Origin of the sequence: Bacteroides sp. GM023, assembly GCF_014750685.1 — a bacterium.
Taxonomy (GTDB): Bacteria; Bacteroidota; Bacteroidia; order Bacteroidales; family Bacteroidaceae; genus Bacteroides.
Genome location: NZ_JAAXGE010000002.1, coordinates 736,246 through 748,272, shown reverse-complemented (window position 1 = coordinate 748,272; position 12,027 = coordinate 736,246). Strand labels below are relative to the sequence as shown.

Genomic DNA, 12,027 nt, shown 5'->3' with positions numbered 1-12,027 from the left:
CTAATTTTTATTCTTGGTCTTTTATTCCGTCGTATATCAATACATTTCGGCCACTGATCTTATAAGTCAGGTCGCCGGTCAATTCTAATGCATCAAGGAATGAGTTGATTGTTCCGTAACGCTTCAGACTTCCACTATAAGCGATGTCGCGCAGAGCTGGGGTTTCATAATAAACCTGTATGTCGTACCAACGCTCGAACGTTTGCATTATTTCGCCTAAAGAACGGTTGTTGAAGGTGTACACACCGTTCACCCAACCTACATATTCTTCGAGGTCTACCACACGCTTTTCTGAACCATTGGCAGAAACCACTGCCTGTTCACCCGGTGACAAGGTTATATCTGCCGTATACGGTGTGGAGAATTTCACTTTTCCACGCACCAGCGTAGTGTAGCAGACAGGAGCGTCGGCATAGGCATTTACATTAAAGGCAGTACCGAGTACGATGACTTCTCCAAGATGCGTCTGCACAACAAACGGACGTTTCTCATCCGCCACAACATCGAAATAGGCTTCACCTTCCAGAATCACCGTTCTGCGTTTACCGACAAAACGTACGGGGTAAGTTAGTTTGGAACCAGCATTCAAATGAACCGTGGTTCCATCGGCAAGGACTACAGTATTTTCACCCCCACGCGGTATAACCAGTTCATTTGACTTAGCCGGTTGCTCTTCAACGTTTTTTTCCTCGTGTTGCGTTGTAACGGTAGATTGGTAGGACAGTACTCCTTCCTTATATTTTACTTGGACACCGTCCACTATTACATTTACTTCTTTCTTGTGTACGTCAATAATGCTACCGTCGGGCAAAGTCAGTTGTGCCTGTTGGGTACCCGGCTGAATCAAAGCTTTGATTTCTTCTTCCGGTGCGATATAGTTCGACATGTAGAACGAAAGGGCGACTACCAAAGTGGCAACGGCCGCAGCGGCATACCACCAAATCCGGCGAGAGCGACGCTTCTGTTCCTTCGGTTCCATTTGTCCGATTTTCTGAAGAAAGGATTGATAAGCCTTCTTTGATGAATAGTTTTGATATTCACCAAAAGCAACCTTCAATGTCTCCCCATTTTGCAGTTGCTCATATACTTTCTGTAAGTCCGGGCATTCAGCCAGCCGTTTTTCAAGTTCTTGCTGTTCCGTTTCGTTAGCTTCTCCTAAAAGAACCTTCCTCATCAAAGCGGCATCTTGATATACATTTTCGAACTTCTTCATCTTATTGACTTTTTTTTTAATTAAACACTGTTTAATTCTTCTTTATAATAGATATACATAACTTATGGAAAGGGGTGACAAAAAGATGATCTTTTTTTGAAATAGGAGAATAAAGAATCAGAATTTAGGGGCAAAAATATATCATAATGTCACAATACAGAAGAAAAGCTTTTGATTTTAACAAAGAAAACAAATCTTAATCAATCAATAAAAAGATAAAGGAGTAGCAGATTGACTTTTTTATCTTTTTAGAGAAATAAACAAAGAATTATAGAATTCATGGAGTCGCCCAGCTTTTCGCGGAGGAATTTATAGCTGCGGGTCTTTTGAGTTTTCACGGTATTGATACTTATTTCAAGGCGTTCCGCTATCTCTTCCCAAGTGTATCCTTCGATTCTCATCAGGATAATCCGGCGTTGTTCGGCGGGAAGTTCTTCGATATGGCAATATAACTGGCGGATAATTTCTTCTTTCACCGTCAATGCATAAATCATATCTTCATCCTCTACACCTTCTTCTTCGGCTAAAGAATTCAATATGGTATCATGGATTTGATTATTGCGTATATATAATAAGGTGTTATTATAACAGGCACGATAAAGATAGTTGGTAAGCTCTTTGATATCGGAGAAGGTACGCTTGCCCTCCCATACAGAAATAAAGACTTCCTGCACCAAATCTTCCACCGCATCGGGAACCGGCAATATCTTGGAAACATAAACACATAAAGCAGCATAAAAACGATCGTAGAAATCGCCCCACATCTTTTCATCCTTCCGGTTTACTCCCGCTACTATGGTGTCAATTTTATCGTTCATACTGTCACATTACCTGCGAAAAAAGAAAACAGAATTCATAAAAATCACCGTAACTACTTACTTTTGCGAAATTTACGAATGCAAATATATTGTTTTTTTTCAGAAACGCAGACCTTGCCGGCTTACAAAATAGAAAATAAAAAAAGCTCTCTCACATACATAGAGTTTTTTCACTTTTCTCTTTCACCTATCACCGGACATCTTGAAACAGTTTATTCATGGCACTTTCAGGCATGGTGATAGGTTGTCGGCAACCTATCACCTCATCTATCACCTATCACCGCTATTTATCACTCTGATTTCTTATTTTTCCCCTTCAATCTTACCGGGAACCTCATTCTGACACGGCTACGAGCCTTTATTTTCTTAATTGTCATACATAACTTCTTCAACCAACATTTATAACAACAAGTTTGCTCTAACGCAAGTTCTACTGCCAAATCCCGCATTTGGTCATTCTGCTCCAGCCACATTCTGCGTAATACATCCCGCTGTGTTTTTGCTTCTCTATACATTTCTATTTCCTTATCACGCGCACCTAAGAGACAGGCATACGTTACACAAGTCTCGGATTGGTTGATACAAAATCGCTCCAGCATCTTAACATATGCCAGGCTATCCCCTTGCTCTTTGACTTTCAAAAATGCACGAAGACATTCATCATTTACTACAACCGTATTATATTCCTTGAGATAGGCAGTTACTACTTTCATATCCGCCCAAAGTTGGATATACTCTTCATCAAGATTGTATTTCTTAGCCGCTTCTTTTATGCTAATCCATTCCGACATAGTGTTCGTTTTTATGTGTTATACAATTTAAAAGAGTGAAAGCTCTTTTCTTAATATATTAGCACAACGAGCATCTGCGTTTCCTATAATCCGGTGGGCGGAGAATAATTAGGGTATACACAAGGACGCGAAACAAACCGTCCGGACACAAGAAAGGCGCAGATGCTGTTGCACCATTATCCATTCTAGAGGCTAGCAATACCCTTGTGCCAGATAATGATAACAACAGACACCCACGCCAATCGTTTATATATAACACATCTTTCACGGATATGTTGATATACGGCAATTCACGCGGAGTATCTGTTGTATCATCTCTTGACACATAAAAGTTTGCTAATTTCTAGAACAAGAGACAATACGTTATTTACTCCATATAGGAAATAAAAAACACTTTCCGCCAGTTTCATCACGCCGATGGGCTGAAAGTGCGTGACAAAGATATACGTTTTTTTTGAACTATGTCGGAAATACGGGAATAAATATAAGAAGTTTTGCACTAAATACGAGCCGAATAGAAGAGAGCCTTATTTCTTGCTTCTTTGACTATATTAATCTTCCTACAAATAAAAGTTTTTATTGATTTTGCTACCATGCTCCCACAAAATTCATCAAATCCTTTATTCATCAGTATTTCAGCTATGAGAGCAACTATGGTGGCAGCAATGAGAGTAAAAAGTTGCCCTCACTACAGATTGCGTCTAATTAGGCTATTAATAACTGGTTTACAAGGTATTAATAGTTATCGCCTCAAGTATTAACAGTCTAAGTCTTGGGTATTAATACCTGAGAAATCAAGTATTAATACATGAAGAATGATACGGTAATGCCTAATAAGTGGGGTAATATTACCTGAAACGTCAAGTCTCAAACAATATAGGTGAATAAAGATGAAGCAATCAAAGCCTAAAAGCTTAATGTACTTTGGTGTTATCAGCTTCATGCCCGGGCATAACAGTTTCCCTATAAAGAAACGCCAGTTTCGATGCCGGGAAACGGGCGTGTCCCCGTAGGGAAACCGGAGTATCTACACCGGGAAACTAGCGTTTCCTAATATGGAAATTACAGGAAACTCTAATAGACTAATTTATAGATATATAGCGAATAAGTAGGAAGGAGCTTGAGCAAGCTTGCCTTACAACCCAAAACAATCGAATAAAAACTAAAGGAACCGATTGGTTTACGAAGAATTAGTGTTATTTTTGCAAATAACAATCAATTGGCAGATATGAATTTTGAAACGTTGAGCTTTACAACCTTTTGCGTAGGCAGCCTTGCAGATGCTTTGAAAATGAGTGCAGGGAAAACATATGAGTTACTGCGTACTTCCGGGATACTGGCAGATTATCTGATTCCGGGATATGACGTACTTCATACATTCAGTAAAGAATATATCGTAGAAGATCTTATCCAATATATGAAAGAGAAAGGAGTATTAGCATGAAACTATATCATGCATCGTCATTGGCCATCAAACAACCGGATGTATATCATTCACGAGAACATCTGGATTTCGGAAAGGGGTTTTATCTGACTTCTTTGTATGACCAAGCCCATAAATACGCCATGCGCTTTCTACTCAGAAGACAGAAAGCCTATATTAATGAATACATGTTGAATGACGAACTATCAGACTTTAAGATCAAATTCTTTCAAAGTTATGATGAAGAATGGCTGGACTATGTAGGCAAATGCCGCAAGGGAACACAGGACGAACTTTTTGATTTAGTAGAGGGTGGCATAGCCAATGACAAGGTATTCAATACCATTGACCTCTATTTTTCCGGAGCCATGAGCAAAGATGACGCGTTAGGAAGACTGGCATTTGAGCATCCCAATCATCAATTATGTATCTTGAATCAAGAAATAATAATTCGGCATCTTCATTTTATCAGTGCCAAGGAAATAACAATAGGAGGAACCGAGAATGCAAGCCGATAAAATCATACTACAAATGAAATATGCCCGAATAGTCCGGTTGTTCGCTGACCGTCTACACTTGACATATGAAGACGCACTCGGATTCTTCTATGATTCGGATACCTATCGCCTGATAAGTGAAGGAATAGGTGACATGCACTGCCTGAGCGATGAATATCTAGCTGATGAACTATTGATGGAGTGGAAAGCAAAAGATAATAATGACTGAAAATCATTAACGTCTATCAGAACGTAAAATACGAACCGTTCTTAAACTAAAACCTACATATTATTTAAAAGTTCTGCAAAAAGGGCATAAAAAAAGAGCGAATATTCCCGCTCCACTTTAAAGAATCCCCATAAATGGGATTCTTCTTTTTTCATCTTTCATTTACTTGTTACCTGAAAACTACTTTTTTCCTAATACCTAATCAAAACAATCTTTTTCCTAAAAACTAATCTTAAAATCTAATACCTTAATATTGAAATCTAATACCTTCAATTTTATAAACTAATACCTTTTATATATTATCTTTTTCCTAATACCTAAAAATGTCAGTAGTTTCACAACTACAATGCAAAGGTATTGTTGTTTTGGAAAATGACAAAGCCTATAATACAAAAAATCGAATTTCGGCTTGTTTTTTTGATTTATGTCAAGAAGAAGGGCGGATTTAACACTTCGCGTTCTAGTTTTATCCGTATTCTGGCCAGTTTTGAACTAGCAAAAAGAAAGCATAAATGAGTGACTTAAAACAGAAAACAGACATTTTGAAAGAAAATAGAGACAGATAGAGCGAAAACATGCCACTAACATCGAACAAACTGCATATTTCTAAGCCAAAATCACGGCGATTTTTTCAACGGAGTCGGACACCTCCCCGAATTTTCGGAAGCAAAAAGAGCATGAAGATATATTTCTCGCAACTTTTCCGTAACTTTGCACCGTTTGATAATAAATAAGATAGAATGGATTTTAAGTACGACGTAATTGTAATTGGTGCCGGACATGCTGGTTGCGAAGCGGCAGCCGCTTCTGCAAATTTAGGTTCGAAGACTTGTCTCATTACGATGGACATGAACAAAATCGGGCAGATGAGTTGCAACCCTGCTGTAGGTGGAATTGCCAAAGGACAAATAGTACGTGAAATAGATGCACTGGGTGGACAGATGGGATTGGTGACAGACGAGACAGCAATCCAGTTCCGGATACTGAACCGTTCGAAAGGTCCCGCCATGTGGAGCCCCCGCGCCCAATGCGACCGTGCCAAATTTATCTGGTCGTGGCGGGAGCGGCTGGAGAACACACCCAATCTTCATATTTGGCAAGATACCGTATGCGAACTTCTCGTTGAAAACGGTGAAGTGACCGGAGTGATCACGGTGTGGGGTGTTACTCTTACAGCAAAATGTATCGTACTCACCGCAGGAACTTTCCTCAACGGACTAATGCACGTAGGCCGCCATCAGTTGCCAGGCGGAAGAATGGCCGAACCGGCTTCTTATCAGTTGACAGAATCCATCGCTCGCCACGGTATCACTTACGACAGAATGAAAACCGGAACTCCGATGCGAATCGACGCGCGCAGCGTTCATTTCGACTTGATGGAAACACAGGATGGAGAATGTGACTTTCACAAGTTCTCTTTTATGAATACGAGCGTACGCCACCTGAAGCAACTGCAATGCTGGACTTGCTATACCAATGAAGAGGTACATCATATTCTGCATGAAGGTTTGCCGGATTCCCCCCTATTCAACGGACAGATTCAAAGCATCGGGCCACGTTATTGCCCAAGCATCGAAACAAAGATAGTGACCTTCCCCGATAAAACACAGCATCAATTATTCCTTGAACCGGAAGGAGAAACCACACAAGAGTTGTATCTTAACGGATTCTCTTCTTCGCTTCCGATGGACATACAAATTGCCGCATTAAAGAAAGTTCCCGCTTTCAAGGATTTAGTGATTTACCGTCCGGGATATGCTATCGAATACGATTATTTCGACCCGACGCAGTTAAAGCATACGTTGGAATCAAAGATTATCGGCAACCTGTTCTTTGCCGGACAAGTAAACGGTACTACCGGATATGAGGAAGCAGGCGGACAAGGATTGGTAGCCGGAATCAATGCGCACATTAATTGTCACGGCGGAGAGCCTTTCACATTGGCACGCGACGAAGCATATATCGGCGTATTAATCGACGATTTGGTGACTAAAGGTGTGGACGAACCTTACCGGATGTTTACTTCACGTGCAGAATATCGCATCCTGCTCCGTATGGATGATGCCGATATGCGCCTGACCGAACGGGCTTACAAACTCGGACTGGCAACGGAAGAGCGTTATCAATTAATGAAGAGCAAGAAAGAGGCGGTAGACCAGATTGTATCTTTCGCGCACAACTACTCGATGAAACCGGCATTAATTAACGACGCACTCGAAAAGATAGGAACAACTCCCCTACGCCAGGGATGCAAACTGATAGAAATATTGAACCGTCCGCAAGTGACGATTGGAAACATAGCGGAATACGTTCCGGCATTTCAGCGGGAACTGGATAAAGCAACCAGCGCTAATCAAGACCGGAAAGAAGAGATTCTCGAAGCTGCCGAAATCCTAATCAAATATCAAGGATATATTGACAGGGAACGAATGATAGCGGAAAAGCTGGCGAGACTGGAAAGCATTAAAATCAAAGGTAAATTTGATTATGCTTCCATTCAATCATTATCGACGGAAGCCCGTCAGAAACTAATAAAGATAGACCCGGAAACAATTGCCCAAGCAAGCAGGATTCCGGGAGTATCACCAAGCGACATCAACGTATTGCTGGTACTTTCGGGACGTTAGGCGGCAACGTTTCACGTGAAACAAAGCATTTAAAGAAATGATATAATTCAATGATTATGAGCAAAGAAACGCTAATTAAAAGCATTCGGGAAATACCGGATTTCCCAATTCCCGGAATCCTGTTTTATGATGTTACCACCTTATTCAAAGACCCATGGTGTCTGCAGGAATTGTCGAACGTTATGTTTGAGATGTATAAGGAGAAAGGCATCACTAAAGTAGTAGGTATAGAATCAAGAGGTTTCATCATGGGTCCTATTCTGGCTACCCGCTTGAACGCAGGATTCATCCCTATCCGCAAGCCCGGCAAACTTCCGGCAGAAACACTTGAAGAAAGCTACGACAAGGAATACGGGCAAGACACCGTACAGATTCACAAAGATGCGCTGGATGAAAACGACATAGTGCTACTGCACGACGATTTACTGGCAACAGGCGGAACAATGAAAGCAGCCTGTGCACTGGTGAAAAAACTAAAACCAAAGAAAGTATATGTAAACTTCATCATCGAATTGAAAGACCTGAACGGAAAATCTGTATTCGGAGATGATGTAGAAGTAGAATCCGTATTGTCTTTATAAAGGATTTGATTATATTTGCAGGGCGTAGTTGAACTACGCCCTTTTTATTTTAGCAGTTTCTCATTAGTAGTCTCTCATCCCTAACGATTATGAATACAGAACCGGAAAGCAAAACCAATGAATATTTGAAAGGAATCGTAGCCAACCTTCCTGATAAACCGGGTATCTATCAATACCTGAACACGGAAGGGACAATTATATACGTTGGAAAGGCGAAAAATTTAAAGAAAAGGGTCTATTCCTATTTCAGCAAAGAGCATGAACCAGGGAAGACCCGGGTACTCGTCAGCAAGATTGCCGATATTCGATATATCGTAGTCAACACGGAAGAGGATGCTTTGCTGCTGGAGAATAATCTGATTAAGAAGTATAAGCCGCGCTACAATGTGATGCTGAAGGACGATAAGACGTACCCTTCCATCTGCGTGCAGAACGAGTACTTTCCGCGGATTTTCAGAACCAGGAAGATTATCAGGAACGGCTCTTCTTATTACGGGCCGTATAGCCATATTCCATCGATGTATGCACTGCTGGACTTGATTAAGCATTTGTATCCGTTGCGCACTTGCAATTTGAATCTGACGCCGGAGAATATACGTGCCGGAAAGTTCAATGTGTGTCTGGAGTATCATATAAAGAACTGTGCAGGGCCCTGCATCGGACTGCAATCGCAGGAAGATTATCTTAAAAATATCGATGAAATCAAGGAGATTCTGAAAGGGAATACACAGGAGGTCGGCCGGATGTTGTTGGAGAAGATGCAGGTATTGGCGGCTGAGATGAAGTTTGAAGAAGCGCAGAAGATAAAGGAGAAGTATCTGCTGATAGAGAATTATCGTTCGAAGTCTGAGGTGGTAAGTTCTGTTCTACATAATATTGATGTATTCTCTATTGAAGAAGATGAAGCTAATTCGGCTTTTATCAATTATCTGCATATTACGAATGGGGCTATCAATCAGGCATTCACTTTCGAGTATAAGAAGAAGCTGAATGAGTCGAAAGAGGAACTTTTGACGCTTGGTATTATTGAGATGCGGGAGCGTTATAAAAGCATGTCGAAAGAGATTATCGTTCCTTTCGAGCTCGATTTGGAGTTGAATAATGTCGTTTTCACCGTTCCGCAGAGAGGAGACAAGAAGAAGTTGCTAGACCTTTCTATCTTAAATGTGAAACAATATAAGGCTGACCGGCTGAAGCAGGCGGAGAAGCTGAATCCTGAACAGAGAAGTATGCGTTTGATGAAGGAGATACAGCAGGAGTTGCATTTGGAAAGGCCGCCTTTGCAGATTGAATGTTTCGATAACTCGAATATACAGGGGTCTGATGCCGTGGCGGCCTGTGTCGTATTTAAAAAGGCAAAGCCATCGAAGAAAGATTATCGGAAATACAATATAAAGACGGTTGTAGGGCCGGATGATTACGCGTCAATGAAAGAGGTCGTAAGAAGGCGTTATCAGCGCGCTATTGAGGAGAGTTCTCCACTACCCGACCTGATTATTACTGACGGTGGAAAAGGGCAAATGGAGGTCGTTAGAGAAGTCATTGAGGATGAGTTGAATCTTAATATTCCTATTGCGGGGCTGGCTAAGGATAATCGCCACCGCACATCAGAATTGCTTTTCGGTTTTCCGCCGCAGACTATCGGTATCAAACAGCATAGTCCGCTGTTCCGCTTGCTGACACAGATTCAAGATGAGGTGCATCGCTTCGCTATCAGTTTTCACCGCGACAAACGGAGTAAACGGCAGGTGGCGTCTGCATTGGATAGCATCAAGGGAATCGGCGAAAAGACTAAGACAGCCCTTTTGAAGGAGTTTAAGAGCGTAAAACGAATCAAAGAAGCCTCTTTAGAGGAGATTAGCGCTATCGTGGGGGAAGCGAAAGCAAAGACTGTAAAAGAAGGATTGAACGATGAGCAATCAAATTGAAGCCACTTTTGACATACCCTTCCTATAATATTTTTCTTTCAACGCACTGTTTTCTCTTTCTAATTTTGTAAATTTGCCTTTCATAATCACGAAATAGAATAAATAGTAATGCGAACAGTTATACAACGGGTAAGTCATGCGTCAGTGACCATTGAGGGTAACTGCAAGTCTGCCATCGGAAAAGGGATGCTGATATTGGTCGGCATCGAGGAAGCGGACAGACAGGAAGACATTGACTGGCTCTGCAAAAAGATAGTAAATCTACGTATTTTCGACGATGAAAACGGGGTGATGAATAAGTCTATTTTAGAGGACGGAGGCGAAATCCTGGTCATCAGCCAGTTTACGTTACATGCTTCTACGAAGAAAGGAAACCGCCCTTCTTATATCAAGGCTGCCAAGCCGGAAGTCTCTATCCCACTCTACGAGCAATTCTGCAAGGATTTGAGCAATGCGCTGGGGAAAGAAATTGGAACAGGTATCTTCGGGGCGGATATGAAGGTCGAACTTTTGAACGACGGCCCTGTTACTATATGTATAGATACAAAAAACAAGGAGTAACGCACTGATTAATCACTGGCAATGCCTCATTAACCACTAATCGTTAATCACTAACCATTAAAAAAATGACTTTAGAAGAAGCTCAAAAACAGGTAGACCAATGGGTCAAGACATACGGTGTCCGCTACTTCAGCGAACTGACAAATATGGCGGTTCTGACGGAAGAAGTAGGCGAACTGGCACGTGTGATGGCACGCAAATATGGCGACCAGTCCTTTAAAGAGGGAGAGAAAGACAATCTCGACGAGGAGATAGCAGACGTACTTTGGGTGCTTCTCTGCATCGCCAACCAAACGGGTGTAGACCTCACCACCGCCCTTCAGAAGAGCATGGACAAGAAAACGAAACGAGATAATCAAAGACATATCAATAACCCAAAACTGAAAGAGCATGGAAGAGAATAACTCACAGCCCAACAAGTATGATGCCGCATTGGCAAAGTATAATACACATCTGAACGATGCAGATATTCAGGCTCGCGTAGCTGAACTGATTGAGAAAAAAGTACCGGAAAATAATACGGAAGATATTAAGAAATTCCTGTTCAACTGCATCGACCTGACTACTTTGAACAGTACGGACAGCGATGAAAGCGTGATGCATTTCACGGAAAAGGTCAATAAGTTCGACGACGAATATCCCGACCTGAAGAACGTGGCTGCTATCTGTGTATATCCTAACTTTGCCGCTATCGTGAAAAATACGTTGGAAGTGGATGGCGTCAATATCGCTTGTGTATCCGGTGGTTTTCCTTCCTCACAGACTTTTATCGAGGTAAAAGTGGCAGAGACTGCACTGGCTATTGCAGACGGTGCGGACGAAATAGATATTGTCATTTCCGTCGGCAAATTCCTGAGTGGCGACTACGAAGGAATGTGCGAGGAAATACAGGAATTGAAGGAAGTATGCAAGGAACATCACCTCAAAGTAATCCTCGAAACGGGTGCATTAAAGAGTGCTTCCAACATCAAGAAAGCCTCTATCCTATCCATGTATTCGGGCGCAGATTTCATCAAGACATCTACGGGAAAGCAACAACCTGCTGCTACCCCCGAAGCCGCTTACGTGATGTGCGAAGCTATCAAGGAGTATTATCAGAAGACAGGTATCAAAGTTGGCTTCAAACCGGCAGGTGGAATCAACACGGTGAACGATGCGATTATTTATTACACTATTGTCAAGGAGTTGCTAGGCGAAGAATGGCTGGACAACCAACTGTTCCGCCTGGGAACGAGTCGTTTAGCCAACCTATTACTCTCGGATATTAAAGGCGAAGAGGTCAAATTCTTCTAAGAAAATCGAAGGCTACATTAGCAATTCAAATATGCCTTACCGCGCTGGCTCCCGTCTATACGGAAG

12 protein-coding genes are annotated in these 12,027 nt (G+C 41.7%); 9 read left to right on the top strand and 3 right to left on the bottom strand.

From position 1 onward, the window contains the following. Positions 1-7: 7 nt before the first annotated feature. From HC965_RS05440 to HC965_RS05430, 3 genes are all read right to left on the bottom strand, one after another. Positions 8-1,213: a FecR domain-containing protein gene (locus HC965_RS05440; RefSeq protein WP_191030496.1), complete on the bottom strand. Its 1,206-nt coding sequence runs from the start codon at positions 1,211-1,213 to the stop codon at positions 8-10. A gap of 248 nt (positions 1,214-1,461) precedes the next feature. Continuing rightward, entirely contained in the window at positions 1,462-2,031 is a 570-nt protein-coding gene (locus HC965_RS05435; RefSeq protein ID WP_191030495.1) for an RNA polymerase sigma-70 factor, read from the bottom strand. A 290-nt stretch (positions 2,032-2,321) separates the two neighbouring features. Beyond that, positions 2,322-2,822 carry a hypothetical protein gene (locus HC965_RS05430; RefSeq protein ID WP_223854727.1) on the bottom strand — a complete coding sequence of 167 codons (501 nt, stop codon included), beginning with the start codon at positions 2,820-2,822 and terminating at the stop codon, positions 2,322-2,324. 1,228 nt (positions 2,823-4,050) lie between these two features. On the opposite strand from HC965_RS05430, the gene HC965_RS05425 reads away from it, so the two are divergent. The 9 genes from HC965_RS05425 to deoC all read left to right on the top strand — a co-directional run bounded on the left by HC965_RS05425 (position 4,051) and on the right by deoC (position 11,961). Further along, a complete protein-coding gene (locus HC965_RS05425) occupies positions 4,051-4,266 on the top strand; it encodes a DUF3791 domain-containing protein (RefSeq protein ID WP_191030494.1) in 216 nt (71 codons plus the stop codon). Further along, positions 4,263-4,763 carry a DUF3990 domain-containing protein gene (locus tag HC965_RS05420; protein ID WP_191030493.1) on the top strand — a complete coding sequence of 167 codons (501 nt, stop codon included), beginning with the start codon at positions 4,263-4,265 and terminating at the stop codon, positions 4,761-4,763. The genes HC965_RS05425 and HC965_RS05420 overlap by 4 nt, the downstream gene beginning before the upstream one ends. A gap of 13 nt (positions 4,764-4,776) precedes the next feature. Beyond that, positions 4,777-4,971, top strand: a complete 195-nt coding sequence (locus HC965_RS05415) for a DUF3791 domain-containing protein (protein ID WP_223854725.1) — start codon at positions 4,777-4,779, stop codon at positions 4,969-4,971. Between the two features lie 740 nt (positions 4,972-5,711). After that, complete coding sequence (gene mnmG, locus HC965_RS05410; RefSeq protein WP_191030491.1) at positions 5,712-7,598, top strand: tRNA uridine-5-carboxymethylaminomethyl(34) synthesis enzyme MnmG; 1,887 nt, start codon at positions 5,712-5,714, stop codon at positions 7,596-7,598. A gap of 50 nt (positions 7,599-7,648) precedes the next feature. Further along, entirely contained in the window at positions 7,649-8,179 is a 531-nt protein-coding gene (locus tag HC965_RS05405; protein WP_191030490.1) for an adenine phosphoribosyltransferase, read from the top strand. A gap of 89 nt (positions 8,180-8,268) precedes the next feature. Then, entirely contained in the window at positions 8,269-10,107 is a 1,839-nt protein-coding gene (gene uvrC, locus HC965_RS05400; RefSeq protein ID WP_191030489.1) for an excinuclease ABC subunit UvrC, read from the top strand. 108 nt (positions 10,108-10,215) lie between these two features. Then, complete coding sequence (dtd, locus tag HC965_RS05395) at positions 10,216-10,668, top strand: D-aminoacyl-tRNA deacylase (protein ID WP_191030488.1); 453 nt, start codon at positions 10,216-10,218, stop codon at positions 10,666-10,668. A 65-nt stretch (positions 10,669-10,733) separates the two neighbouring features. Beyond that, the gene (locus HC965_RS05390; RefSeq protein WP_022138037.1) at positions 10,734-11,072 is read left to right on the top strand and encodes a nucleotide pyrophosphohydrolase; all 339 of its coding nucleotides are present in this window, start codon (positions 10,734-10,736) and stop codon (positions 11,070-11,072) included. After that, positions 11,059-11,961: a deoxyribose-phosphate aldolase gene (gene deoC / locus HC965_RS05385; protein ID WP_191030487.1), complete on the top strand. Its 903-nt coding sequence runs from the start codon at positions 11,059-11,061 to the stop codon at positions 11,959-11,961. The genes HC965_RS05390 and deoC overlap by 14 nt, the downstream gene beginning before the upstream one ends. Positions 11,962-12,027: the final 66 nt, after the last annotated feature.

Bases quoted from the DNA above. Each gene is read 5' to 3' on its own strand.
- HC965_RS05440 (WP_191030496.1), bottom strand. From the start codon at position 1,213: ATGAAGAAGTTCGAAAATGTATATCAAGATGCCGCTTTGATGAGGAAG.
- HC965_RS05435 (WP_191030495.1), bottom strand. From the start codon at position 2,031: ATGAACGATAAAATTGACACCATAGTAGCGGGAGTAAACCGGAAGGAT.
- HC965_RS05430 (WP_223854727.1), bottom strand. From the start codon at position 2,822: ATGTCGGAATGGATTAGCATAAAAGAAGCGGCTAAGAAATACAATCTT.
- HC965_RS05425 (WP_191030494.1), top strand. From the start codon at position 4,051: ATGAATTTTGAAACGTTGAGCTTTACAACCTTTTGCGTAGGCAGCCTT.
- HC965_RS05420 (WP_191030493.1), top strand. From the start codon at position 4,263: ATGAAACTATATCATGCATCGTCATTGGCCATCAAACAACCGGATGTA.
- HC965_RS05415 (WP_223854725.1), top strand. From the start codon at position 4,777: ATGAAATATGCCCGAATAGTCCGGTTGTTCGCTGACCGTCTACACTTG.
- mnmG (WP_191030491.1), top strand. From the start codon at position 5,712: ATGGATTTTAAGTACGACGTAATTGTAATTGGTGCCGGACATGCTGGT.
- HC965_RS05405 (WP_191030490.1), top strand. From the start codon at position 7,649: ATGATTATGAGCAAAGAAACGCTAATTAAAAGCATTCGGGAAATACCG.
- uvrC (WP_191030489.1), top strand. From the start codon at position 8,269: ATGAATACAGAACCGGAAAGCAAAACCAATGAATATTTGAAAGGAATC.
- dtd (WP_191030488.1), top strand. From the start codon at position 10,216: ATGCGAACAGTTATACAACGGGTAAGTCATGCGTCAGTGACCATTGAG.
- HC965_RS05390 (WP_022138037.1), top strand. From the start codon at position 10,734: ATGACTTTAGAAGAAGCTCAAAAACAGGTAGACCAATGGGTCAAGACA.
- deoC (WP_191030487.1), top strand. From the start codon at position 11,059: ATGGAAGAGAATAACTCACAGCCCAACAAGTATGATGCCGCATTGGCA.